We start from the raw sequence: 23504 nt of genomic DNA, 5'->3' as shown, positions 1-23504 counted from the left end.
AGAGAGACTGATGGCACGCGTCGCAATTGTAACCGGTGGTACGCGCGGAATCGGCGAAGCGATCAGTCTCGCGCTACAGGACATGGGCCTGACTGTAGCGGCCACCTATGCCGGCAACGACGACCGCGCGCGCGAATTCACTGAGCGCACCGGGATCAAGGCGTACAAGTGGGACGTCGCCGACTATGATGCGTGCCAGGCCGGCTGCGCGCAGGTCGCCGCCGATCTGGGCGACGTGGACATCGTCGTGAACAACGCCGGCATCACCCGCGATGGCACCATCCTGAAGATGACGTACCAGGATTGGAAAGAGGTGATGGACACCAATCTTGGCGGTTGTTTCAACATGGCCAAAGCCGTCTTCCCCGGCATGCGCACACGCAAATGGGGGCGGATCGTCAACATCGGCTCGATCAACGGCCAAGCCGGTCAGTACGGCCAGGTGAACTATGCTGCGGCCAAGTCCGGCATCCACGGCTTCACGAAAGCCTTGGCGCAAGAGGGTGCGCGCGCGGGCGTGACGGTCAACGCGATCGCACCCGGGTATATCGATACGGACATGGTGGCGGCGGTGCCGGCCGACGTGCTGGAGAAGATCGTCGCGAAAATCCCGGTCGGACGCCTAGGCCAGGCCACCGAGATCGCGCGCGGCGTGGCGTTCCTGTGCTCGGAGGAGGGCGGGTTCGTTACCGGGTCGACGTTGAGCATCAATGGCGGGCAGCACATGTACTGACGGGCGCAGGTGCGGCAACGCCCGCGCCGTTGACCGCGAGCAAAGCGAAGCGGGCAGCGCCCGGCACGGCCGGCGGGTCGGCTAGCCGAACCCGTCCGACGGCGGCTTTGCCGGCGGCGCTGAGTAGATGTCTGCCGGATTACCGAGGACAGCATTGCCTGATCCTGGGCCCCCGCCTTCGCGGGGGAACTGGGGAGTGTAGCCCTGCTTAGACCGAACCCGCAGCGTCCCCGACGAACAAGCATGCCACCGCCAAACGCCCGGCACTCTACTCCCTCCCCTCCGGGGAGAGGGTCGGGGTGAGGGGCAGTTCCAGGCGCAGCATTGCTTGGCTGCCCCTCACCCAACCCTCTTCCCGAAGGGGAGAGGGCTACCCCGGCTCAAACTAGGACGGCAAACCCTCACCCGTCGCTAGCACGCTCGATATCCGCACCCACCGCGCTCAGCTTCTCCTCAAGCCGCTCATACCCGCGATCCAAGTGATACACCCGTCCCACAGACGTCTCGCCATCCGCCGCCAACCCGGCCAGGATCAAGCTCATCGAAGCCCGCAGGTCGGTCGCCATAACCTGCGCCCCGACCAGCTTGTCGACGCCGCGGACCATCGCGGTGCGGCCGTGGACTTGGATGTCCGCGCCCATCCGTGCCAGTTCGGGCACGTGCATGTAGCGGTTCTCGAAGATCGTTTCGGTCAGCATGCTGGCGCCGTCGGCCATGCAAAGCATTGCCATAAATTGGGCCTGCATGTCGGTCGCGAACCCGGGGTAGGGCGCGGTCGAGAGCGTCAGGGGTTGCAGCTTGCCGTCCGAGGCCACGCGCACGCCGTCCTTGGTCGGCGTCACCGACACGCCCGCTTCGACCAGCGCATCGATCGTCGCGCCCATGTCCGGGATCGACACGCCGACCAGCTCCAGGTCGCCGCCGGTGATCGCCGCCGCGCACGCATAGCTGCCCGCCTCGATCCGGTCGGGCATCACCGCATAGGTCGCGCCGTGCAGCCGGTCGCGGCCTTCGATCGTCAGCGTCTCGGTGCCGATCCCGTCGATCGACGCGCCCATCGCGACGAGACAGTTGCACAGATCGACGATCTCCGGCTCGCGCGCGGCGTTCTCGATCACCGAGGTACCCTTGGCGAGCACCGCCGCCATCACGACGTTCTCGGTCGCACCCACGGACACGATCGGGAAGCGGAAGCGGCCGCCCGGCAGGCGTCCACCCGGCGCGATCGCCTTCACATAGCCCGCGGCCATCTCAAGTTCGGCACCGATCGCTTCCAGAGCGCGCAGGTGGAGATCGATCGGGCGATTGCCGATCGCGCAGCCGCCCGGCAGCGACACCGTCGCCTCGCCGCCGCGCCCGAGCAGCGGCCCGAGCACCAGGATCGAGGCGCGCATCTTGCGTACGATGTCGTAGGGCGCCTCGGTCGAGGTGAGGTTACCCGCGCGGATCGTCATCACCCGGCCGAAATCCTCGGGCCGCGTGCCCTGGATCGCTGTCGACGCGCCAAGCTGGTTGAGCAGATGGCCAAAGCCGTCGACATCCGCCAGTCGCGGCAGATTGCGCAGCGTCAGCGGCTCTTCGGTCAGCAGCGCGCACGGCATCAGCGTGAGCGCGGCGTTCTTCGCGCCGGAGATGGGCAAGCGCCCGGACAGGCGATTGCCGCCGCGAATGAGAATACGGTCCATCCCGGGTGTCTATCGCGGCTGGCGTTCTGCGCAAGGGCCGCGCATCGATCGGGCGACAGGCGGACGTTGCCCGGGGATAAGTCCCGCGCTGGGATCGGTGCGCGTCCCCCGTAGCGCTAACACCCCCCGCTTGATCGACTTTAATGCGCGGAAATCCTAGCTTTGCTCTGTGGTTCTTGAACATTGGGGACCATTACAGAGTGCCGGACAGCTGCTTCGCCGACCGCGTCGGCGATCTCATCGACCTGTCGATGAACGAAAAGGCTGCGTTAGCGCGGTTGGAGGAGCGCCCGCGGGACTTGCGTCGCGGTGCCGTCCTCGTGCGCGAGAATGATCCGCAGGCCGAACTCTTCATCCTGCAACGTGGCATGGCGATGAGCTATGTGCTGCTCGACGACGGCAGCCGCCAGATTTTGCGCTTTCTATATGCCGGCGACATGCTGGCGGTCTCGGCGCTGGTCTACCGCGATTCGCCCGAGACGGTGGTCGCGCTGACCGACTGCACGGTGTGCTCGTTCGATCGCTCGGCGATGACCGGGCTCGTCACCGATCATCCGCGACTGTCGGCGCTGATCATGGTGATGAACCAGATGGAGAAGGTCGCGCTGACCGACCGGCTCGCCGCACTCGGTCGCACCTCGGCGAAGGCGCGGATCGCGGCGTTGCTGCTCGAGATGCGCAATCGGATGCGGATGCGCGACCGTGCGATGGGCAACAGCTTCACGCTCGGCCTGACGCAGGAGGAGATCGGCGACGCCACCGGCCTCACCGCGGTCCACGTCAACCGGATGCTGCGGCAGTTGGAAGAGGATGGCCTGATCCGCCGCGAGACGGGCCGGGTTACGCTGCTCAACGAGGTGCAACTCGCGCAGGCGGCAAATTACATCGACCGGTTCGAAGGGCTTGACCTCCGCTGGTTGCCACCGGCGCGGTAACTCTCAATCCTCCCCCGCAAGGGGGAGGTGGCTGGCTCTTGCCAGACGGAGGGGGCGGATGAGGAACGTCGGGTGGCGCGTGCCTCCCCCTCCGTCACCTTCGGTGCCACCTCCCCCTGGCGGGGGAGGATCAGCAGACGGTTAGCTCAAGCCTTCTCGAGCGTGCACTGTAGCGGGTGCTGGTTCTGCTTGGCGAAATCCATCACCTGGCTCACCTTCGTCTCCGCCACCTCGTAGCTGAACGTACCACACACCCCGACGCCCTTCTGGTGGACGTGGAGCATCACGCGAGTCGCGGCCTCCATGTCCATGCGGAAGAAGCGCTGGAGACACAGCACGACGAATTCCATCGGCGTATAATCGTCGTTGAGCATCAGCACGCGGTACGGCGTCGGCTGTTTGGTCTTCGCGCGCGTCTTGGTCGCGATGCCGGCGCCGGTGCCGACGTTACCGTCCTCACCACCATCGTCGCGGCGCTCGGCCATCTGCTCGCCCGTCCGCTGGGGAGTCGTCATTTCAGGGGTCAAAAGCATGCTGCCAAAATATGGCATGCCGGGGGGCAAGAGCAAGGGGGCGCCCGCAAACCTCACGCGAAAACCGCAAACGCAAAAGGGGCGACCGTCGCACGACGGCCGCCCCTTTCGTAACGCACTGCCCGAAGGCGGCGCGCTGTCGACTTAGGCCGAGATCTTCATCTTGTCGGTCGCGACCGCAACGCGGTTCGAGATCGGCTGTGCGAACTCACCGAACATCTTGAGCATCCGCTCGGTCGAGCGCGAGCCCTCGGCGATCATCGTGTCGAACGCGGTGCGCGCATAATCGCCCTGGAGCTTCATGAACTCGGTCGGCGACTTGGCGGCGGCGAGCGTCTTGGCGGCTTCGGTAGCGCTCTCGAACGAGGTCTTGGCGTAGTCGGCCGCTTCCTGGCCGAGCGCCTCGACGTTCTTCGCGGCGATCTTCGACGACTCGACGAGCGCCTCGATGTTGCCCTTGCCGAATGCGACGAAATCTTCCGCCATCTTCGCCGACTTCTCCATCGCGCCCTTGGCCTGCTCGTTGAATTCGGCGGTGTTCGCGCCGCTGAAGAGGGCCTTGGTCTTCTCGGTGATGCTCTGGATCGTGTCCATCGTGGCGTCCTTTGTTTCGCTAGCAGGGATCCCCAACGGCGCGGCGGCCTGAATCGGGGCGGGAATGTCCGTGTGCGGCGATACAAAAGCAGCCGCGAGAGGTTGAGGTGCCGGCGTCTTGGCGATCGGCTCGGGTGCCGGTTTCGCCGGCTTGGCGACAGTCCGGGCGGAGGCTTTAGCAGTCGCGGCCTTGACGGCAGCGACCGGCTTCGCAGCGGCGGCAAGCTTCGAACCGACCTTGGCCGTCCGTTTCACGATATCCACCATCCACGCACCTCTCTTCGGAGTTATGTCGCGGTCTTCATACACGAATTTTCGCAGCGCACAATTTAATTGTGCAGCGCACCATGACGTTCACGTAAGGTAGCGCTACCTGCTTTTCACATACTTGCCGGGCGCGTCGCCGATCGCTTCGAGCGTCCCCTCGCCCGGCAGCCGCGCACCGTCCGCGGCCACCGTCTCGGCACCAAGCGCGCGCAACCATTCGACCCAATCCGGCCACCAGCTGCCCTTCGTCTCGGTCGCACCGGCAACGAAGTCGGCGAGCGTCGTGTGCGCCCCCGGATTGGTCCAGTATTGATATTTCCCCGCAGCCGGCGGATTGACCACGCCCGCGATATGCCCCGAGCCCGCGAGCACGAACTTCAGGGGCCCGGCGAACAATTGCGTGAGTTTCCAGACGCTTTCGGCCGGCGCGATATGATCCTCGCGCCCCGCCTGGACATAGCTCGGCGTCGAGACCTTGGTCAGGTCGATCGGCGTACCGTCCACCGTCATCGTGCCCGTCACCAGCAGATTGTCGCGGTACAGGTCGGTCAGATAGCTCAGATGCCATTTCGCGGGCAGGTTGGTGGTGTCGCCGTTCCAGTGGAGCAGGTCGAACGGCACGTAGTCCTGCCCCAGCAGGTAATTCTGCGTGACGTAGTTCCAGATCAGGTCGCGCCCGCGCAACAGGTTGAACGTCGTCGCCATGTAGCGCCCGTCGAGGAACCCCTCGGGCGACAGCGACGCGACCATCTTCAACTGCTCGTCGTCGATGAAATGCTGCAGCTCGCCAGCCTGCGCGAAATCGACCTGCGCGGTGAAGAACGTCGCGCTAGCCACCTTCGCCGCCTCACCCCGCGCCGCCAGCAGCGCCAGCGTCGCGGCCAGCGTCGTCCCCGCCACGCAGTACCCGATCGTATGCACCGCCGGCACGTCGAGCGCGGCGCGAACCGTGTCGATCGCCTCGACCTGCGCGCCGACATAGTCGTCCCAGACCACGTCCTTCATGCTCGAATCGGCCGACTTCCACGACACCATGCACACGGTGATGCCCTGCTCGACCGCCCAGCGGATGAAGCTCTTCTCGGGCGTCAGGTCGAGGATGTAGAACCGGTTGATCCACGGCGGAAAGATGACGAGCGGCGTCGCCAGCACGCTCTCGGTGGTCGGACTGTACTGGATCAGTTCGTAGAGCGGTGTGCGTTTCACTACCTTGCCCGGCGTCATCGCCAGGTTGCGGCCGAGCTCGAACGCGCCGTCTGGCGTATGCGTCACCTGCCCGCGGGCAAGATCCGCCATCATGTTCTGCAGGCCTTTCAGCAGGTTCTCGCCCCGCGTTTCGATCGTCTTCTCGATCACCTGCGGGTTGGTCAGCGCGAAATTCGTCGGGCTCATCGCATCGACGAACCCCTTGGTCGCGAACCGCAACTGCTCCTTCTGCTTGGGGTCGAGCCCGTCCACCGCCTCGACGCCGCGCAGCATGTGGTCGCCGATCAGCTGATAGCTCTGCCGGATCAGGTCGAACACCGGCTCGCGCCACTGCGGCGCCTTGAAGCGCTTGTCGGTCACCGGCGCGGCCTCGGGCGCCTTGGCCGGATCGAGAAACCGCTGCCACAGCGTCAGGCTCTCGGCCCAGAAATCGCGTGCGCGTTCCAGCGTCGCGGGGTCGGTGAAGCCTGGAATCGCGGGAATACCCTCGGGCTTGGCCTGCATCGCCGCGAGCCCCTGCTCCATCATCATCTGCTGCGCACGCCCCATCACCCACGTCCAATGCTGGAGATCGGGGAGGGTCGGCGTGGAGGCGTCGGGAGGAGTATCGGCCATGGCATCCTCTGCTTTTTCGGGAGCTTAACGCAGACGCCGGCTCGGCGGAAGCATGAGGCACAAACGATCGACACGGTCGCTGCCGCCGTTCCCCGGCCCCCAATCCGTCACCCCAGCGAAAGCTGGGGTATCCCTGTTGTCGAAGCGGGCGACCCCAACGGAAATACCCCAGCTTTCGCTGGGGTGACGGAGTTTTGGCGGGGCGGAGTTGGTAAGATGGCGAATTAGGCGGAAGCGCAGATAACGCAGCGAAGTCCCCACAGTCGAACCGTCCTGCCCTCCAAGCTTTAGTTGGATGACGCCCCCGCTCGCCTGCGGTACAGCATCCGCTCCTCCAGCTAGAGGCTGATCATGTCCGAAGACTTCTACCGCATCAAACGCTTACCCCCCTATGTCATCGCCGAAGTGAACGCGATGCGGGCGGCGGCGCGCGCGGGCGGGGAGGACATCATCGATCTCGGCATGGGCAATCCCGACCTGCCGCCGCCCGAGCACGTGATCGAGAAGCTCGTCGAAGTCGCGCGCAAGCCCAGCGCGCACGGCTATTCGCAGTCGAAGGGCATCCCCGGGCTCCGGAAAGCGCAGGCGAACTATTACGGCCGCCGCTTCGGGGTCGACGTCGATCCCGAGACCGAGGTCGTCGTGACGATGGGCTCGAAGGAAGGCCTTGCGAGTCTGGCCACCGCGATCACCGCGCCCGGCGACGTCGTGCTCGCGCCGAACCCGTCCTATCCGATCCACACCTTCGGCTTCATCATCGCCGGCGCGACGATCCGCGCGGTGCCGACAACGCCCGACGAGGCGTATTTCGAGAGCCTCGAGCGCGCGATGGCGTTCACCGTCCCCGCGCCGTCGGTGCTAGTGATGGGCTATCCGTCGAATCCGACCGCCGAAGTCGTCGACCTCGCCTTTTACGAGCGCGTCGTCGAATTCGCGAAGAAGCACAAGCTGTGGGTGATCTCCGACCTCGCCTATTCGGAGCTGTATTTCGACGGCAAGCCGACCCCCTCGATCCTTCAGGTACCGGGCGCGAAGGACGTGGCGATCGAGTTCACCTCGCTCAGCAAGACCTATTCGATGGCCGGTTGGCGGATGGGCTTCGGGGTCGGCAACAAGACGTTGATCGCGGCGATGACTCGCGTGAAGTCGTACCTCGATTACGGCGCGTTCACACCGATCCAGGCCGCCGCCTGCGCCGCGCTCAACGGCCCCCAGGACATCGTCGAGCGCAACCGCCAGCTCTATCACAAGCGCCGCGACGTGCTGGTCGAGAGCTTCGGCCGGGCCGGCTGGGATATCCCAAGCCCCCGCGCGAGCATGTTCGCCTGGGCACCGCTGCCACCCGCGCTCGCGCATTTAGGTAGCCTTGAGTTCACCAAACAATTGCTGACTCACGCGCACGTCGCAGTGGCCCCAGGGGTTGGCTACGGCGAAAACGGCGAGGGCTATGTGAGGATCGCGATGGTCGAGAACGAACAGCGGCTCCGCCAAGCGGCGCGCAACGTGAAGAAATATCTCCAGTCGATGGGCGTCAACACGCCCGCGCGTGGCGCTGGCTGACCTTCGCCAGCGTGGATATCAATCTGCTGTATTCGGTGGCCGGCGTGCTCGTCGGCCTCATCGTCGGGCTGACGGGTGTCGGCGGCGGGTCGCTGATGACGCCGCTGCTGGTGCTCGTCTTCGGCTTCCACCCCGCCACCGCGGTCGGCACCGACCTGCTCTACGCGTCCGCGACCAAGACGGTCGGGACGACGGTGCATGGCTGGCGCGGCACGGTCGACTGGCAGGTCGTGCGCCGGCTCGCGACCGGCAGCGTCCCCGCGGCGATCGCGACGTTGCTCGTGCTCAACCATCTCGGCGAGAAATCGTCCGATACGGGCCACGCGATCACTGTCGTGCTTGGCGTGACGCTGATCCTGTCGGCGGTCGCGACCTTCTTCCGCGGCAAGATCGTCGCGTGGCTGACCCCGCGCATCGGCACGGTCGGCGGTGAGCGCCAGGCGATGCTGACGATCCTGCTCGGCGCAGTTCTCGGCGTCCTCGTCTCGCTGACCTCGGTCGGCGCCGGTGCGCTGGGCATGACTGCCCTCCTCATTCTCTACCCGACGTTGCCGATCAACCGGCTAGTCGGCTCGGACATCGCGCACGCCGTGCCGCTGACACTGCTCGGCGGGATCGGGCACTGGATCCTCGGCTCGGTCGACGTCGACCTGCTCGTGTCGCTGCTGATCGGCTCGATCCCCGGCATCATCGTCGGCAGCCTGATCGCGACGCGCGTCTCGGACCGCGTGCTGGTCCCGGTGCTCGCGACCGTGCTGGCGCTGGTCGGCGTGAAGCTGATCTTCTGACGTGCGGCCGGGTTTCGCCTTCTCGACGCGGTTCCGCGTGCGCTATGCCGAGATCGACGGCCAGCGCATCGTCTTCAACTCGCGCTATCTCGAATATGCCGACGTCGCGGTCACCGAATTCTGGGAATGGACCGGGATCGCGGAGGCCCTGCCGGACGTCTGGCCGACCACCGAGTTCAACGTGCGGCGGACGGAGATCGACTACCTAAAGCCGTTCCGCCTGGGAGATACGATCGAGGCGTTCGTGCGGATCGAGAAGCTCGGCACGACGAGCCTGACGAAGCGGTTCGAGCTCGCGCATGCAGAGACCGGGGAGTTGCACACGGTGATTACGATGGTCAGCGTGCACGTCGATCTGGAGACCGGCCGCCCGGTAGCCCTACCGGATGCGATCCGCACCGTGCTGGAAGCGCTACCGACCCAATAACACGAAGAAAGCATGTTCCCCCGCGAAGGCGGGGGTCCAGACTGGGCTCCCGCCTTCGCGGGAGAACAAGGAAGAGAAGGAGAAGGCAGTTACTCCGCCGCCTCAGCCTCCACCCCATCCCCGGCAACCTCCCCCGGAAGCGCCCAGATCAGGTCGCCCTTCCCCAGCACGCGCCCGTCATGCGACCGCACCGACACCGGCTGCAACGGCCGCCGATCGCGCGCGTCGACCAGGATCGGGAACGCCGGCACGCACGTTTCCCACCGCTCGCCCCATTGCCGCAGCGCAATCATGGTCGGCAGCAGCGCGAACCCCTTGTCGGTCAGACCGTAGGCGATCTTGCGCCGATCCTCCGGAATGGGCTGCCGCTCCAGGATCCCATGCTCGACCAGCCGCGCCAGCCGGTTCGCCAGGATATTGCGCGCAATGCCCAGTTCCGACTGGAACTCCTCGAAATGGTGCAGGCCATTGAACGACGCGCGCAGGATCAGGAACGACCATCGCTCGCCCATCGCCTCCAGCGCGGCGGGCAGGCTGCATTCGAGCAGGGGTTCGCGCAATTTTCCCACGGCGTCTTCCTTATTGGACAGCAACGGTACCGCATAAACGGCCGAAGCGAAATGCCTCGGTTTTCAGTTGCAACTCAAAACGCATCGAGATAAGTAGCAATTAGAAACCTTTTAGGAGTCGACCGATGTCTCGCATCACCCGCGCCCTTCTGACCGCCGTTCCCGCTCTGGCGACGGGGTTCGCCGCACTGATCGCGACACCGGCATCGGCGCAGACCCCGATCAACTATTACGTTGCCGTCCCCGCCGCGGCGCCCACCTCCACGCGGCTGATCACCAACGGCACGCCGTGGCGCTGGGAGAATGCGGCATTCGTCTCCAGCAAGGCGCCCCAACGCGACGTGATCCTCTGCGCCGCGGTCGCCAAGCGCGTGGGGCCGCTCGCCAGTTTTACGGTCGCGGGCAAGGCCTATGACGCCGAAGCGCTGGCCGCGTGCAACAACCACGCGAAATAACGAGGATTTTGTTGCAAAAGGGCGCGGCCCGGCCCCATCTACGGTCCGTGCTGCGCCAATATGAACTGGTCGATCGCGTCCTCGACTACGATCCCGACGCCGACGAGGCGATGCTGAACCGCGCCTATGTCTTCTCCATGCAGGCGCATGGGAGCCAGAAGCGCGCGTCCGGCGATCCGTATTTCAGCCACCCGATCGAGGTGGCAGGAATCCTGACCGACCTCCACCTCGATGCCGAGACGATCGCCACCGCGATCCTCCACGACACGATCGAAGACACCGTCGCCACGCCCGAGGAGATCGAGCGGCTGTTCGGTGCCTCCGTCGCGCGGCTGGTCGATGGCGTGACCAAGCTCAGCAAGATCGAAGCGCAGACCGAGAACGAACGCGCCGCGGAGAACCTGCGAAAATTCCTGCTCGCGATGTCCGACGACATCCGCGTGCTGCTGGTGAAGCTCGCCGACCGCCTCCACAACATGCGGACGCTGCATCACATCTCGAAGCCCGAGAAGCGCCGTCGCATCGCCAAGGAGACGATGGACATCTACGCGCCGCTCGCCGAGCGGATCGGCATGTACGAGTTCATGCGCGAGATGCAGTCGCTGGCGTTCGAACAGCTCGAGCCCGAAGCCTCCGAATCGATCAACCGCCGCCTCGAACAGCTCAAGCAGGGCGATGGCGACCGCATCGCCAAGATCGCGTCGGGCCTGAAACTGGTCCTGTCACGCGCCGGGGTCGAGGCGGATATCTCGGGACGCGAGAAGCATCCCTATTCGATCTTCCGGAAGATGTCGGAGCGCCATATCAGCTTCGAACAGCTGTCCGACGTGATGGCGTTCCGCGCGATCGTGCCGACCGAGGAGGATTGCTACCGCGTGCTCTGGATCATCCACCAGCGCTGGCCGATGGTCCCGGGCCGGTTCAAGGATTACATCTCGACGCCCAAGCGCAACGGTTATCGGTCGCTGCACACCTCGGTAATCCACGCCGACAGCGCGCGGATCGAGATCCAGATCCGTACCGCCGACATGCACGCACAGGCCGAATTCGGCCTCGCGGCGCACTGGGCATACAAGCAGCAGATCAACGGCAGCGACCGGCAGGTCAGCTGGATCCGCGACTTGGTCGAGATCCTCGATACCGCCGAGAGCCCCGAAGAGCTGCTCGAACACACGCGGATGGCGATGTACACCGATCGCATCTTCGCGTTCACGCCGAAGGGCGAGCTGATCCAGCTCCCCAAGGGCGCGACCTCGATCGACTTCGCGTACGCGGTGCACACCGATCTCGGCGACCAGGCGGTCGGCGCGAAGGTCAACGGCCGCGTCGTGCCGCTGTCGACGGTGATCGAGAACGGGGATCAGGTGCAGATCCTGCGCTCGAAGGGCCAATCGCCGCAGCCGCAATGGCTGAATGTCGCGACCACCGGCAAGGCGCTTGCCGCGATCCGCCGGCACCTGCGTCAGAAGGAGCGCGTCGAGCAGATCGCGCTCGGCCAGACCCTGTACGAGGATATCGTCACCCGCCTGCCCGCGCAGATCGGCACCGATGCACTCAGCCACGCGCTGAAGCGGCTGAAGCTGCCCGACGATTCGTCGCTGATGGTCGCGATCGCGCGGCGGACGCTGTCCGATGCCGCGGTGATGGAGGCGCTGATGCCGGGCTCGGCCGGCGCAGACGTGACGCATGCACTCGCGCCGCAATCGAGCGCGATCTCGATCAAGGGCCTCACCCCCGGCGTCGCCTATGATCTTGCGACATGCTGCCACCCCGTACCGGGCGACCGGATTGTCGGGCTGCGCCGGCCCGATGCCGGGATCGAGGTCCACGCGATCGACTGCAAGGTTCTCGCCGAACTCGCCGAGCGATCGGAAAACGAGACAGACTGGGTCGACGTGGCCTGGGGCGACGAGACCGAGGGCGCCGTCGCGCGCATATCGGTGATGGTGAAGAACGAACCGGGCTCGCTCGGCATCGTCTCGACGATCATCGGCGGGCACAAGGCGAACATCATCAACCTGCGGCTCGATACGCGCGACAAGAGCTTCCACACCAACGAGATCGACGTCGAGGTGCATGACGTGCAGCAACTCATGCGGCTGATGGCGGGCTTGCGCGCGGCGGATGCGGTGCACACCGTGGAGCGCGTGTAGAAACATCCGACGATGACGGCGGGCGCGACGGACGCTAGACGGGGGCGATGAACCGTCCGTCCCTTTCGATCGTCGTCCCCTGCTATAACGAGGCAGCGTGCCTCGACATCCTGCACGCGCGCATTTCCGGCGCGGCCAAGGTCGCGGTCGGCGACGATTATGAGATCGTCCTGATCAACGACGGCTCGCGCGACGACAGCTGGCCGGTGATGCAGCGCCTCGCCGCCGCCGACCCGCGGTTGGTCGCGATCAACCTTTCGCGCAACCACGGCCACCAGCTCGCACTCACCGCCGGCCTGGACCTGTGCGCGGGTGAGCAGATCCTGATCATCGACGCCGATCTCCAGGATCCGCCCGAACTCCTGTCCGACATGCGCGCGGCGATGGCGGCAAGCCAGGCCGACGTCGTCTACGCGGTGCGCCGCCAGCGCGCCGGCGAAACGGTCTTCAAGAAAGCCACCGCCGCCGCCTTCTACCGCCTGCTGACGCGGATGACGGAAACGCCGATCCCGCTCGACACCGGCGACTTCCGCCTGATGAGCCGGCGGGCGCTGGATGCGTTCCTGTCGCTTCCCGAACAGGCCCGCTTCATCCGCGGCATGGTCGCCTGGATCGGCTTCAAGCAGGTCCCCTTCCCGTATGATCGCGCCGAGCGACTGGCGGGCGAGACGAACTACCCGCTGGCGAAGATGATCCGCCTCGCGTTCGACGCCGTCACCGGCTTCTCGACCGCGCCGCTGCGTTTCGCCAGCCATGCGGGGCTCGCGCTGACCGGCGTGTCGCTGCTGCTGTTCGTCTATATCGCGATTGGTTGGCTATCGGGGAGCGCGGTGCAGGGCTGGACCTCGACGATGCTGGTCACCGTTTTCCTCGGCGCGGTGCAGATGTTCGTGCTCGGGATGATCGGCGAGTATCTCGGGCGGCTGTACGTCGAGTCCAAACGCCGGCCGTTGTATATCGTCGCCGACGTCGCGGGCCCGATTCAGGGCAAGGCGACGCTCGGGTTTCGTGCGGAGCCGGTGGACGTAGTACGGTTGCCTGACACGTCCCTACCAATCCGCGTAGACTGACGAACACCGCCTACCCCGATCCTCACACCACCCCGGCGAAGGCCGGGGCCCAGTTGGTAAGGTCGCAGTAACGAAGCGCGCCCGAAGTTAGCAACGTTCCCCAACTGGGCCCCGGCCTCCGCCGGGGTGGTGGTTGCGTGGTGCTTGCTTGCCAATTCGGGGAGGTGCACCACGCCCCTATTCCGTTCGTGCCGAGTAGAGACCGAGTAGCTCCGTGAGGAGCGTATCGAGGGCTCGTATCGAGGTATGGGGCCCGCGCGCCAACTTATCCCTCGATACGCCATCTCGATACGTGGCTTCGCCACTACTCGACGGCTACTCGGGACGAACGGAAGTAGAACGCGCAGGTCCCTTGTTCATTACCGCGGCACCGCCAACGTCACGATCGAAACCCCCGGCGTCATCGGCACGCGCCCGACCAGATGGCGTTCCAGGCGGAAGATCTTCTCGAACAGCGCATTCACCAGCTTCGGCGGCGGTGAATCGTCGCTGTCGTCGCGCCCGGTCATCCGCCCGGCGATCCGCGCCGCCGCCGCCAGCGGGAACAGCAGCGAGTTGAAATAGCCGAGCTTCTCCGACTTCAACCCGGCGGTCTCGATCGCGGCCTGCAACGTCGCCTTCGAATAGCGGCGGTGGTGATGGTTCACCACGTCGTGTGCGCTCCACAGCCACGCATGCGCCGGCACTGCAATCAAGATCTTGCCGCCCGGTGCCAGGCAATCGGCCATCGCCTTCAACGCCGCGACGTCGTCCTCGATATGCTCGACCACATCGAGCACCGCGATCAGGTCATAGTGCGCGCGGGGCACACCCGGCAGTTCGGGCAGGGGCGCCGCGCCGACCGGCTTGCCGAGCCGCTCGCTTGCGATCTCGCGTGCGGCGGGGTCGATCTCGATCGCGTCGATCTCGCCGAACTCGGCCAGCATCGGCAGGTTGTGCCCGGTGCCGCAGCCGATCTCGAGGATCTTCGCGTCCTTCGGCAATGCGCCGTAGCGGGTCAGGTAATCGGCCAGGATGTCGCGGCGCGCGCGATACCACCAGTGGGTGGAATCGTGGGCGGCCATCCGGTCGTAGACGATGCGGTCCATCAGTAAGTCGCCCAATTCATTGGAAGCATCAGTTGAAAACCCAGAAACGGTTGAGCACGAACGTCACGATCGCGGCAAGAAAGACGGCGGGGACCAGCGGGATCCATGGGTGCAGATGCAACAACGCCGTGCCGATCCACGTGATGACGGCGTTGAGACTCAGCCCCGCGGCCTGGACGATCACGAACTTGAAATGCCGCCCTGCCCCCGGTTTCTTCGCGTGCCCCTTGAAGCTCCAGCGGCTGTGCAGGAAGAACCCGACGACCACCGCGACCGCAAACGCGAACGGCACCGCCGCCACCGCCTGGCGTGGGGGGAAGACATACGCCGTCAGCGGCAGGTAGACGAGCGAATAGACGACGCTGGAGATACCGCCGGCGATGCCGAAGCGCACGAGCTGGCCGAGCACGCCGCTCGCCCGCATCTGCTCCATCTGTCGCCAAATCGCCTGCATGCCCGCCTTGTTCTTTACCCTCCGGCGATCGCGCCGGTGCCTTGTTCTTTACGGGCACCGCGATAGAGCGGCCGCGAAGACAAGCCCGCGCATCTAGAGCGCGTGCGGGCTGGAGGAAAGCGTTTTGGATCAGGCACCCCCCCCCGAGCAGTCGACGCCGCGGACCACGCTGCTCGACGAACTCGATCGGCATTGGATCAAGCTGACGCTGCTCGCCTGGGTGGCGGTGGCGGCGTGGTCGATGTTCGATCGCTGGGGCCAGATCCGCTGGCTGTCGCTCGGCGATACCGACGACAACATGCGGCTGATGCAGGTCCGCGCGCTGCTCGACGGGCAGGGCTGGTACGATCTGCGCAACTACCGGCTGAACCCGCCGGTCGGCTTCGACATCCACTGGAGCCGGATCGTCGACCTGCCGATCGCCGGGCTGATCCTGTTCTTCCGGCTGTTCACCACCAACAGCTGGGCGGAGCGGCTCGCCTGCGGGATCGCACCGTTGCTGCCGCTGTCGATCGCGATGCTCGGCATCGGCGCGACCGTGCGGCGGTTGATCAGCCCCTATGCGTGGCCGCTGGCGATCGTGTTCCTCATCGGCGCGGTCGGCACGATGCTGATGTTCATGCCCGAGCGGATCGATCATCACGGCTGGCAGCTGGCGATGCTGAGCCTCACGGTCGCGGGGCTCTGCGATCCGAACGGCCGCCGTGGTGGCGCGATGGTCGGCATCGCGAGCGCCGTGTCGCTGTCGATCGGGCTCGAACTGCTGCCCTATGCGGCGATGGCGGGGGCGATCATCGCGCTGCGCTGGGTGTGGGACCGGTCGGAAGCCGAACGCCTGTCGATCTATGCGTTGACGCTCGGCGGCGGCAGCACGCTCGGGTTCGCGCTGTTCGCGTCGAATGCCAACCAGGTGATGCGGTGCGATGCGCTGACGCCCGTGTGGTTGAGCGTGATGATCGCGGCGGGGATGCTGCTGTTCCTGCTCGCGCGGTTCGGCCCTTCGTCGCGCGGGATGCGGCTGGCGCTGGCGGTCGCGGCCGGGGCGGCGATCGTCGTCGGGTTCGCGCTTGTCTTCCCGCAATGCCTTGGGCGGCCCGAGGGGATTTCGCCCGAGCTGCAACGCAACTGGCTGGACAATGTCCGCGAGGCCAAACCGATCTACAAGCACAGCTTCCGGGTCGGCTTCTCGCTGGCGACGCTGCCGATCATCGGCCTGATCGGCGCGATCCTCGCGGCGTGGCGCGCGCGTCGCGACACCCGCGCGGTCGGTTGGGCGGCGGTCGCGCTGTTCACCGCGTTCGCCTGCGCGATGCTGTTGTGGCAGGTCCGTGCAGGCCCCGCCGCGCAGTTGCTGGCCGTTCCCGGTGCGACCGCGCTGGGCTGGCTGATCCTGCCACGGCTGCTCGGCAACCGATCGATTGCCGTCCGCGTGCTGGGGACGGTGAGCGCGTTCCTGATCGTTTCCGGGTTGTTCGCCGGGATGGTGATCCGATACCTGCCGATCGACCGGCCGAAGCCCTATGAGAAGCGCGTCAATTCGGCGACCGGCAATTGTCTGCGCACCACCGTGCTGCTCGCGCTGAACAAATACCCCGCGCAGACCGTGTTCACCTTCGTCGACATGGGCCCGCGGCTGATCACGATCACGCATCACGACGCGATCGCGGGGCCGTACCACCGCAACGGCGACGCGATCCTCGACGTCCAGCACGCGTTCGGCGGCACCGCGGACCAGGCGCATGCGATCATCAGGCGCCACGGCGCGACGATGCTCCTGCTCTGCCCCAACGCGGCGGAATCGACCAACTACAAAGCGCGCAGCCCGAAGGGGTTCTATGCCGAGCTGGCGAAGAACGAGGTGCCGGCATGGCTGACGCCGCTACCGCTGCCCGCAAAGTCGCCGCTGCGACTGTTCAAGGTGGACTGAGCCCCCGTCATCCCGGGTCGAGCCCGGGATGACGGACGGTCCTTAGCGCAGCACCACCGACAAGCCGTCGAGCACGAACTGCACCGCCAGCGCGGCCAGCAGCACGCCGAGCAGCCGCGTGATCACCGCCTCAATCTTCGCACCCAGGATCCGCATGATCGGCCCCGCCGCGAGCAGCGCGACCAGCGTCAGCAGCAGGATCGTCACCATCGCGGCCAGCACGACCGCCGAGCGCTCGATCCCGCTGTTGCGGCTCATCAACAGCATCACCGACGCGATCGAGCCCGGCCCTGCGATCATCGGCATCGCCATCGGGAAGATCGAGACGTCCTCGACCTCAGGATCGCTCGCCACCTTCGCGGCACGGTCCTCGCGGCGTTCGGTGCGCTTTTCGAACACCATTTCGAGCGCGATCAGGAACAGCATGATGCCGCCGGCGATGCGGAAGCTCGCGAGACTGATCCCGAGGCCTTTCAGCAACGCCTCGCCGAACAGCGCGAACACGAACAGGATCGCCGCGGCGACTCCGACCGCACGCATCGCCATCGCGCGCTTCTGCAACGTCGACGCGCCCGCCGACAGCCCGGCATAGATCGGCGCGCAGCCCGGCGGATCGATCACCACGAAGAAGGTGATCAGCGACGAGATATAGAGTTCGATCACAGGCCCGTCCGATCCAGCGCAGCCTCATCGATCGCCACGCCTTCGCGGCGCCCTGCCGAGACTAGGGTGTTGCGCAGCAGGCAGGCGATCGTCATCGGCCCGACGCCCCCCGGCACCGGCGTGATCGCGCCCGCGACTTCGACCGCGCTCGCAAAATCGACGTCGCCGACGAGGCCGGCATCGGTCCGGTTGATACCGACGTCGATGACGGTCGCGCCGGGCTTCAGCCAGTCGCCCTCGATCATCTCGGGGATACCGACTGCGGCGACGACGATATCGGCGCGGCGGATATGCGCAGGGACATCCTTGGTACGGCTATGCACGACGGTCACGGTGCAGCTCTCGCGGAGCAGCAACTGCGCCATCGGCTTGCCGACGATGTTCGAGCGACCGACGACCACCGCCTCGAGCCCGCTCAGGCTCGGCCGCACGCTCTTCAACAGCATCACGCAGCCAAGCGGCGTGCACGGCACGAACCCGGCCAAGCCCGTCGCGAGTCGTCCCGCATTGATCGGATGGAAGCCGTCGACGTCCTTGTCGGGATCGATCGCGGCAATGACCGCCTGCTCGTCGATGTGCTTCGGCAAGGGCAACTGGACCAGGATCCCGTCGATCGTCGGATCGGCGTTCAGCGTCGCGACCAGCGCGAGCAGGTCTTCTTCCGGCACGTCGGCGGGCAGCCGGTGCTCGATGCTCTCCATTCCCGCCTCGCGCGTCGCCTTGCCCTTCGACCGGACATAGACGTTGGAGGCCGGATCCTCGCCGACCAGCACCACGGCGAGGCCGGGCGCACGGCCCGCCTCGGCGCGAAAGGCGGTGACGCCGTCTGCGATACGGGCCCGGAGGCCGGCGGCGAAGGCCTTGCCGTCGATGATGGTCGCGCTCATGCCCGCGGCCATAGAGCGCGGACGCGATTTCCGCCAGCACAGCGACGTCGCTCGCGACTCGACGATGATCGACCGCCTACACCCTCATCGACATTCCCGACAGGTACGCTGCCGGTCCTAGCGCTGGGCCGGTCCTAGCGCTGGGCGGTGACGATCGCCTTCTGCGTGGACGCGAGCGGCAGGGGGTCGCCGCCACGATCGTAGAACGCCATCATCAGAACCCCTGCCGCGAGGATCACGCCGGTGATCGCGTAGATCAGGGGCTTACGGTCCCTGGTATGATCCCTGGGCGCAACATCGATGCGGTTTGCCATTCATCACTCTCCGAAGTCCGGCAGGTCGTCCTGCTCTGATGTCGAGGCTAACAGCTTTCATCGCACTGCATAGGGGCTATCGCGATCCGACCGTCACCGACGGATCCGTCGACGATACGCCACCGTTCGACGGGTAGCGTCTGGCCGCCGCGCCTGCTTTTCCGTTAGCATCGCCGCATGATCTTGATCGCAATCGCGTTGGCGCAGGCTTCGGCACCGTTCGGTGGCGAATTTCCTGTGGAAGCTCTCGATATCTGCGCGGCCAACCGTGCGTTGAGCGGCAAGGAGCTGGACAAGGCGCTGCGCGACGCCGCCAGGCAACGCGGATGGACCGATGTCGAGACGGCCATGCTGATCCAGGGATGCGCCTCCTATGCGGAGGGCATGGAGGAGGGGCGCAAGAGCGTCGAGGCACGGATCAAGGCCGAACAACGCCAGAAGCAGATGGCCCGGCAGCAGCAGCTGAACCAGCAGCAATGACATAGCCGCGACCTGCGGCTCCCCGTTCTCCCATGATGCGTTCTCGCACCCCGCGTTCTCCCAAGACGCGACCGCGACACGTCAGCCCTTCCACTCCGCCAGCGCATCGTCGTAGCGCTGCTTCTCGTCTTCTACCGCCGCCCGCGCCTTTTCCACGGCCCTGTCCCGCGATCGCTCCAGCTCGCGGCGTTCGCGCGCCAACGCCGCCTCGCGATCGGCGATCTTCCGCAACGTGCGGCGAAACTCGGATTCGCACGCCTCGAATGCTTCCTCAGCGGCCTCCAGCGCACGACGGCTCGGTTTGGGCTTGGGTTTGGGTTTGGGTTTCGGAGCCGCCGCTGGAGTTGGCGTTGGAGCCACCTTCGCCCGCGAGCGCCGTGGTCCACCCTCATCCTCGTCAGGCGCATCGACCTTGCGCGACGTCGCCGGAGCACGCGCCGGCAGTGCCGCAATCTGTTCGGCGGTCGTGCCGCGCGATCGCTTGATCACCACGCCGGGCGACGCCAGCGGCTCCGCGGACAGATCCGCATCGGTCACCAGTTCGGCGATCCCGCGCGCGAACAGGTCGTGGTCGCTGCCCCACGCCGCCAGCGCTGCCTTCTGGCTCGGCGCCGCGACATAGGCGTCGTGGAAGCCCGCCGCCGTCCGATATACTTTCAGCTTGCCCGCGCGTGCCATGCATCATGGCTAGCGTGGCCATTTCCGTGGCGCCACCCCATTACGTCTCACGGCAAACCTCCCTATAAGCGCCTCATGTGGCTTGCGATCCTCCTGTCCGCTTTGGCGATGACCGCGATCGTCGGCGTCCGCTATCTCATCGTCTCGGGCGCGTTCGCCGCCGCGACGCGCGCGCGCCATCCCGGCCTGTACCGCGGGCTCGACAGCCAGATGCAGCGAGAGATCGGCTGGAGCATCGCCTCGGCCGCGATCTACGGCGTGCCCGCGGGCATCCTCGCCTGGGGCTGGCAGAATCGCGGCTGGACGCAGGTCTATGCCGACGTCCATGCCTACCCGCTCTGGTACCTGCCGGTCTCGGTGCTGCTGTACCTGTTCGCGCACGATACCTGGTTCTACTGGACTCACCGCTGGATGCACTGGCCACGGCCGTTCAAGCTCGCGCATGCGGTGCATCACGCCAGCCGCCCGCCGACCGCATGGGCGGCGATGGCGTTCCACCCGATCGAGGCGATCACCGGCGCTGTGATAATTCCGCTACTGGTGCTCCTGATTCCGATCCATGTCGGCGCACTCGGTTTGGTCCTGACCATCATGACGGTTATGGGAGTGACCAATCACATGGGATGGGAGATATTCCCCAGGTTCATGTGGCGGGGAGCATTGGGGGGATGGCTGATAACGGCCAGCCACCATCAGCGACATCATGAACAATACGGATGCAATTATGGGCTATATTTCCGAGTCTGGGACCGGCTCTGCGGCACCGACCGAGGCCTTGGCGATTTCGCCAAATCGCATGCCAAGGCGCGCGCGAAAGCCGCAGCTGGTGGCGGCGGCCGCGATCGCGTGGGCGATGCTGGCAGCGACGGCGCCGGTCACGCGGCTTGACGTAGAGGTCGACAATCTCCGCTCGGCAAAGGGCATGATCCGGATCTGCCTGACCGCCGATCCCGACAATTTCCCCGCCTGCGTCGACGATGCCAACGCGCTGACGCGTTCGATCCCGGCAAGCGTCCACACCACCAGCTTCCCCGGCCTGCCGCAGCGCGGCTATGCGCTCGCGATCATCCACGACGAGAACAGCAACGCGAAGCTCGATACGATCGCGGGCATCCCGCGCGAGGGCTATGGCTTCTCGCGCAATGCCGCGGTGCGGTTCGGTCCGCCGCGCTTTTCCGCCGCCCGGTTCATGCTGGCGGGTGATGCCGAATTGCAACAGGTGAAAATGCGTTACATCTTCTGACCGATCGTGACGGACCGAAAACGGTTTTACCGCGTTTGGCCGTGGAACCTTTTTGTCCGGAGCATTTCCTTGCGCGCATTCACTCTCTTCACGTCTGCCGCAACCGCGGCGCTCGCCATCGCCACGCCGGCTTTTGCCCAGACCGATCCGAACCCGTCGCCGACGATTACCGACCCTCGCGACAACAACCGTATCACCATTGCGCTCGGTGCGGTGTCGATGCCCGATTACGAGGGTGCGGACAGCAATTCCTTCACCCCCGCCGGCGCCATCGTCGGCTCGGTGCGCGGGCATGACTTCTTCCTCCGCGGTACGCAGCTCTATTTCAACCTGATCCCGAACACGGGTGAAGTCGGCATCAACTACGAAATCGGCGTCATCGGCGGTATCCGCCGCGATCGCACCGGCGATATCGACAACCGCCAGGTCCGCGCACTCGGCAAGATCGATACCGCGTATGAGCTCGGCGGCTATGTCGGCATCGGCAAGACCGGCGTCATCACCAGCGACTACGACACGATCACCGCGCGTGTCGCGTACGTCCACGACGTGTCGGGCACCTACGACAGCTACGTCATCACCCCGCAGGTGAACTACACCACGCCGCTGTCGGTCCGTACGCTCGTCTCGCTCGGCGTGTCGGCGGATTATGCCGGCAAGGGCTTCGGCCGCACCTACGCGGCCGTGACGCCGATCGGCTCGCTGAACAGCGGCCTGCGCACCTACGACGTCAACGACAGCGGCTTCCGTCGCGCGAACGCCTCGCTGTTCGTCGTGCAGAGCCTGTCGGGCGATCTTCGCCACGGCTTCGGCGTCGGTGCCGGCGTGCTCTACGGTCGCATGCTCGGCAAGTACAAGAACACCCCGATCGTCGCCGACGTCGGCGATGCGGACCAGTGGCTCTATGCCCTTGGATTGACCTACACTTTCTGATCTGAATTATTTTTTCGGCAGGTCTTGAAACCCTGCATCCAAAAGCCGTCTGCAGTCGTTACTCGACGCGGACGGCTTTTTTTATGTCCGTAACAGAGCGGGTTACGAATGAGTTCCGGTAAACGGGACCGGTCGGAGACTGGAATGTTGCGCCATCGCCGCAGACGATTTCGACGTCCGAAACAACAAGGGGAGGACCCTGAATATGACCGAGAGCGTGCACCTGATCGAAGCCCTCGATGCCCGCGTGGAGCGGCGCAACGACCGACGTGATTTCTTCAAGAACGCGCTGGGCGCAGCCGCCATCACCGCCGCCGGTGCGACCGCGCTGTCGATGTCCAGCGCCGCCGCCGCGCAGTCGGTCAGCGAAGCCGACATCCTGAACTTCGCGCTCAACCTCGAATATCTCGAAGCGCAGTTCTACTCCTACGCCGCTTACGGCACCGGCCTCGACAACGCGCTGCTCACCGGCACCGGTACGCAGGGTGCGGTTCGTGGTGGCCGTCGCGTCAACTTCACCGATCCGATCGTCGCACAATATGCGCGTGAGATCGCCCAGGACGAGATCGCGCACGTTCGCTTCCTGCGCACCGCGCTCGGCACCTCCGCCGTGTCGCAGCCGGTGATCGACGTCAGCGTCTCGCCGACCAGCGCCTTCTCGGTCGCCGCACAGGCTGCAGGGCTCGTCCCCGCCGGCACCGCGTTCGATCCCTATGCCACCGACGAGGCATTCCTGCTCGGCGCGTTCATCTTCGAAGACGTCGGCGTGACCGCGTACAAGGGTGCAGCGCGCTTCCTCAGCACCCCTGCTACGCTCGAAGCCGCTGCCGGCCTGCTCGCGGTCGAGGCGTATCACGCCGCGATCGTCCGCACGACGCTGTACGGCAAGGGTATCGACACCCCGTCGCTGCGGACCTCGGCCGACGCCATTTCGCGTGCGCGCGACAGCCTCGACGGCGGCGGTGCCAACACGACGATCTTCGGCACGAACGATATCGATCAGGGCATCTCGTCGTACCAGGCAACGCCGATCAACCTTTCGGCCACGCAGGCGGCCGTCACCGTGTCGAACATCGTCCCGCTCGACGCGGACGGTGTCGCCTACAGCCGCTCGGCGAGCCAGGTGCTCAACATCGTGTACCTCAACGGCGGCGCCGCATCGGCAGGCGGTTTCTACCCGTCGGGCATGAACGGCAACATCAGGACGAGCGTGGCGGCAGGCTGATCCGCCAGCCCTACCCACAGCC

25 protein-coding genes are annotated in these 23504 nt (G+C 65.8%); 14 read left to right on the top strand and 11 right to left on the bottom strand.

The window, feature by feature from the left end:
• The first annotated feature begins 10 nt into the window (after positions 1-10).
• Positions 11-733: an acetoacetyl-CoA reductase gene (phbB, locus tag IFT67_RS12220; RefSeq protein ID WP_056066403.1), complete on the top strand. Its 723-nt coding sequence runs from the start codon at positions 11-13 to the stop codon at positions 731-733.
• Positions 734-1134: 401 nt separating this feature from the next.
• Here phbB and murA read toward each other — a convergent pair whose 3' ends face one another.
• The gene (murA, locus tag IFT67_RS12215; RefSeq protein WP_056053418.1) at positions 1135-2418 is read right to left on the bottom strand and encodes a UDP-N-acetylglucosamine 1-carboxyvinyltransferase; all 1284 of its coding nucleotides are present in this window, start codon (positions 2416-2418) and stop codon (positions 1135-1137) included.
• Positions 2419-2669: 251 nt separating this feature from the next.
• Between murA and IFT67_RS12210 the strand changes: the two genes are divergently transcribed.
• Positions 2670-3353, top strand: coding sequence for a Crp/Fnr family transcriptional regulator (locus IFT67_RS12210; RefSeq protein WP_243643303.1), 684 nt, complete (start codon positions 2670-2672; stop codon positions 3351-3353).
• A gap of 146 nt (positions 3354-3499) precedes the next feature.
• On the opposite strand, the gene clpS is transcribed toward IFT67_RS12210, so the two are convergent.
• From clpS to IFT67_RS12195, 3 genes are all read right to left on the bottom strand, one after another.
• Positions 3500-3838 (bottom strand): ATP-dependent Clp protease adapter ClpS, encoded by a 339-nt coding sequence (gene clpS / locus IFT67_RS12205; protein WP_192238689.1) that lies wholly within the window; start codon positions 3836-3838, stop codon positions 3500-3502.
• A gap of 192 nt (positions 3839-4030) precedes the next feature.
• Positions 4031-4735 carry a TIGR01841 family phasin gene (gene phaP / locus IFT67_RS20925; RefSeq protein WP_206757931.1) on the bottom strand — a complete coding sequence of 235 codons (705 nt, stop codon included), beginning with the start codon at positions 4733-4735 and terminating at the stop codon, positions 4031-4033.
• Between the two features lie 114 nt (positions 4736-4849).
• Positions 4850-6568: a PHA/PHB synthase family protein gene (locus IFT67_RS12195; RefSeq protein ID WP_192238511.1), complete on the bottom strand. Its 1719-nt coding sequence runs from the start codon at positions 6566-6568 to the stop codon at positions 4850-4852.
• Between the two features lie 351 nt (positions 6569-6919).
• Here IFT67_RS12195 and IFT67_RS12190 point away from each other — a divergent pair, with 351 nt between their 5' ends.
• From IFT67_RS12190 to IFT67_RS12180, 3 genes are read left to right on the top strand one after another with little or no spacing between them, the layout of a single operon-like run.
• Complete coding sequence (locus IFT67_RS12190; protein ID WP_060525995.1) at positions 6920-8128, top strand: LL-diaminopimelate aminotransferase; 1209 nt, start codon at positions 6920-6922, stop codon at positions 8126-8128.
• 11 nt (positions 8129-8139) lie between these two features.
• A complete protein-coding gene (locus IFT67_RS12185) occupies positions 8140-8916 on the top strand; it encodes a sulfite exporter TauE/SafE family protein (protein WP_121886361.1) in 777 nt (258 codons plus the stop codon).
• Position 8917: 1 nt separating this feature from the next.
• Positions 8918-9343: a YbgC/FadM family acyl-CoA thioesterase gene (locus tag IFT67_RS12180; RefSeq protein WP_192238510.1), complete on the top strand. Its 426-nt coding sequence runs from the start codon at positions 8918-8920 to the stop codon at positions 9341-9343.
• Between the two features lie 89 nt (positions 9344-9432).
• On the opposite strand, the gene IFT67_RS12175 is transcribed toward IFT67_RS12180, so the two are convergent.
• Complete coding sequence (locus tag IFT67_RS12175) at positions 9433-9855, bottom strand: winged helix-turn-helix transcriptional regulator (RefSeq protein ID WP_192238688.1); 423 nt, start codon at positions 9853-9855, stop codon at positions 9433-9435.
• Positions 9856-10037: 182 nt separating this feature from the next.
• On the opposite strand from IFT67_RS12175, the gene IFT67_RS12170 reads away from it, so the two are divergent.
• The 3 genes from IFT67_RS12170 to IFT67_RS12160 are packed head-to-tail and all read left to right on the top strand — an operon-like array spanning position 10038 to position 13590.
• The gene (locus tag IFT67_RS12170) at positions 10038-10367 is read left to right on the top strand and encodes a CC_3452 family protein (protein ID WP_192238509.1); all 330 of its coding nucleotides are present in this window, start codon (positions 10038-10040) and stop codon (positions 10365-10367) included.
• Between the two features lie 47 nt (positions 10368-10414).
• Positions 10415-12520, top strand: a complete 2106-nt coding sequence (locus tag IFT67_RS12165; protein ID WP_192238508.1) for a RelA/SpoT family protein — start codon at positions 10415-10417, stop codon at positions 12518-12520.
• Positions 12521-12567: 47 nt separating this feature from the next.
• On the top strand, positions 12568-13590 hold the full coding sequence (locus IFT67_RS12160) for a glycosyltransferase family 2 protein (RefSeq protein WP_192238507.1): 1023 nt from the start codon (positions 12568-12570) through the stop codon (positions 13588-13590).
• Between the two features lie 359 nt (positions 13591-13949).
• On the opposite strand, the gene IFT67_RS12155 is transcribed toward IFT67_RS12160, so the two are convergent.
• Together IFT67_RS12155 and IFT67_RS12150 are read right to left on the bottom strand one after the other, a co-directional pair.
• Positions 13950-14678, bottom strand: a complete 729-nt coding sequence (locus IFT67_RS12155; RefSeq protein WP_192238506.1) for a class I SAM-dependent methyltransferase — start codon at positions 14676-14678, stop codon at positions 13950-13952.
• Positions 14679-14706: 28 nt separating this feature from the next.
• On the bottom strand, positions 14707-15132 hold the full coding sequence (locus IFT67_RS12150) for a GtrA family protein (RefSeq protein ID WP_192238505.1): 426 nt from the start codon (positions 15130-15132) through the stop codon (positions 14707-14709).
• A gap of 124 nt (positions 15133-15256) precedes the next feature.
• Here IFT67_RS12150 and IFT67_RS12145 point away from each other — a divergent pair, with 124 nt between their 5' ends.
• Positions 15257-17059, top strand: coding sequence for an AcrB/AcrD/AcrF family protein (locus tag IFT67_RS12145; protein ID WP_192238504.1), 1803 nt, complete (start codon positions 15257-15259; stop codon positions 17057-17059).
• A 42-nt stretch (positions 17060-17101) separates the two neighbouring features.
• Here the strand turns inward: IFT67_RS12145 and IFT67_RS12140 are convergent, their stop codons facing one another.
• The 3 genes from IFT67_RS12140 to IFT67_RS12130 all read right to left on the bottom strand — a co-directional run bounded on the left by IFT67_RS12140 (position 17102) and on the right by IFT67_RS12130 (position 18923).
• Positions 17102-17722: a MarC family protein gene (locus IFT67_RS12140; RefSeq protein WP_107964179.1), complete on the bottom strand. Its 621-nt coding sequence runs from the start codon at positions 17720-17722 to the stop codon at positions 17102-17104.
• A complete protein-coding gene (gene folD / locus IFT67_RS12135; protein ID WP_192238503.1) occupies positions 17719-18609 on the bottom strand; it encodes a bifunctional methylenetetrahydrofolate dehydrogenase/methenyltetrahydrofolate cyclohydrolase FolD in 891 nt (296 codons plus the stop codon). Before folD ends, IFT67_RS12140 begins: the two co-directional genes overlap by 4 nt.
• A gap of 134 nt (positions 18610-18743) precedes the next feature.
• On the bottom strand, positions 18744-18923 hold the full coding sequence (locus IFT67_RS12130) for a hypothetical protein (protein ID WP_192238502.1): 180 nt from the start codon (positions 18921-18923) through the stop codon (positions 18744-18746).
• Between the two features lie 183 nt (positions 18924-19106).
• Between IFT67_RS12130 and IFT67_RS12125 the strand changes: the two genes are divergently transcribed.
• A complete protein-coding gene (locus tag IFT67_RS12125) occupies positions 19107-19403 on the top strand; it encodes a hypothetical protein (protein WP_192238501.1) in 297 nt (98 codons plus the stop codon).
• 81 nt (positions 19404-19484) lie between these two features.
• Here the strand turns inward: IFT67_RS12125 and IFT67_RS12120 are convergent, their stop codons facing one another.
• Complete coding sequence (locus IFT67_RS12120; RefSeq protein ID WP_192238500.1) at positions 19485-20081, bottom strand: hypothetical protein; 597 nt, start codon at positions 20079-20081, stop codon at positions 19485-19487.
• A 75-nt stretch (positions 20082-20156) separates the two neighbouring features.
• Here IFT67_RS12120 and IFT67_RS12115 point away from each other — a divergent pair, with 75 nt between their 5' ends.
• From IFT67_RS12115 to IFT67_RS12100, 4 genes are all read left to right on the top strand, one after another.
• Positions 20157-20969: a sterol desaturase family protein gene (locus tag IFT67_RS12115; protein ID WP_192238499.1), complete on the top strand. Its 813-nt coding sequence runs from the start codon at positions 20157-20159 to the stop codon at positions 20967-20969.
• A complete protein-coding gene (locus tag IFT67_RS12110) occupies positions 20935-21324 on the top strand; it encodes a DUF2141 domain-containing protein (protein WP_107964218.1) in 390 nt (129 codons plus the stop codon). Before IFT67_RS12115 ends, IFT67_RS12110 begins: the two co-directional genes overlap by 35 nt.
• A 69-nt stretch (positions 21325-21393) precedes the next feature.
• Positions 21394-22257, top strand: coding sequence for a MipA/OmpV family protein (locus IFT67_RS12105; RefSeq protein ID WP_192238498.1), 864 nt, complete (start codon positions 21394-21396; stop codon positions 22255-22257).
• 205 nt (positions 22258-22462) lie between these two features.
• The gene (locus IFT67_RS12100) at positions 22463-23482 is read left to right on the top strand and encodes a ferritin-like domain-containing protein (protein WP_192238497.1); all 1020 of its coding nucleotides are present in this window, start codon (positions 22463-22465) and stop codon (positions 23480-23482) included.
• Positions 23483-23504 lie beyond the last annotated feature (22 nt).

Source organism: Sphingomonas sp. CFBP 13728 (assembly GCF_014841895.1).
Classification (GTDB): Bacteria; Pseudomonadota; Alphaproteobacteria; order Sphingomonadales; family Sphingomonadaceae; genus Sphingomonas.
This window is presented reverse-complemented; position numbering and strand designations above follow the sequence as displayed.

What these genes read in the sequence shown, in the direction of transcription:
- phbB (WP_056066403.1), top strand. Translation starts at nt 11, where the DNA reads ATGGCACGCGTCGCAATTGTAACCGGTGGTACGCGCGGAATCGGCGAA.
- murA (WP_056053418.1), bottom strand. Translation starts at nt 2,418, where the DNA reads ATGGACCGTATTCTCATTCGCGGCGGCAATCGCCTGTCCGGGCGCTTG.
- IFT67_RS12210 (WP_243643303.1), top strand. Translation starts at nt 2,670, where the DNA reads ATGAACGAAAAGGCTGCGTTAGCGCGGTTGGAGGAGCGCCCGCGGGAC.
- clpS (WP_192238689.1), bottom strand. Translation starts at nt 3,838, where the DNA reads ATGGCCGAGCGCCGCGACGATGGTGGTGAGGACGGTAACGTCGGCACC.
- IFT67_RS12195 (WP_192238511.1), bottom strand. Translation starts at nt 6,568, where the DNA reads ATGGCCGATACTCCTCCCGACGCCTCCACGCCGACCCTCCCCGATCTC.
- IFT67_RS12190 (WP_060525995.1), top strand. Translation starts at nt 6,920, where the DNA reads ATGTCCGAAGACTTCTACCGCATCAAACGCTTACCCCCCTATGTCATC.
- IFT67_RS12175 (WP_192238688.1), bottom strand. Translation starts at nt 9,855, where the DNA reads ATGGGCGAGCGATGGTCGTTCCTGATCCTGCGCGCGTCGTTCAATGGC.
- IFT67_RS12170 (WP_192238509.1), top strand. Translation starts at nt 10,038, where the DNA reads ATGTCTCGCATCACCCGCGCCCTTCTGACCGCCGTTCCCGCTCTGGCG.
- IFT67_RS12160 (WP_192238507.1), top strand. Translation starts at nt 12,568, where the DNA reads ATGAACCGTCCGTCCCTTTCGATCGTCGTCCCCTGCTATAACGAGGCA.
- IFT67_RS12155 (WP_192238506.1), bottom strand. Translation starts at nt 14,678, where the DNA reads ATGGACCGCATCGTCTACGACCGGATGGCCGCCCACGATTCCACCCAC.
- IFT67_RS12150 (WP_192238505.1), bottom strand. Translation starts at nt 15,132, where the DNA reads ATGCAGGCGATTTGGCGACAGATGGAGCAGATGCGGGCGAGCGGCGTG.
- folD (WP_192238503.1), bottom strand. Translation starts at nt 18,609, where the DNA reads ATGAGCGCGACCATCATCGACGGCAAGGCCTTCGCCGCCGGCCTCCGG.
- IFT67_RS12130 (WP_192238502.1), bottom strand. Translation starts at nt 18,923, where the DNA reads ATGGCAAACCGCATCGATGTTGCGCCCAGGGATCATACCAGGGACCGT.
- IFT67_RS12120 (WP_192238500.1), bottom strand. Translation starts at nt 20,081, where the DNA reads ATGGCACGCGCGGGCAAGCTGAAAGTATATCGGACGGCGGCGGGCTTC.
- IFT67_RS12115 (WP_192238499.1), top strand. Translation starts at nt 20,157, where the DNA reads ATGTGGCTTGCGATCCTCCTGTCCGCTTTGGCGATGACCGCGATCGTC.
- IFT67_RS12110 (WP_107964218.1), top strand. Translation starts at nt 20,935, where the DNA reads ATGCTGGCAGCGACGGCGCCGGTCACGCGGCTTGACGTAGAGGTCGAC.
- IFT67_RS12100 (WP_192238497.1), top strand. Translation starts at nt 22,463, where the DNA reads ATGACCGAGAGCGTGCACCTGATCGAAGCCCTCGATGCCCGCGTGGAG.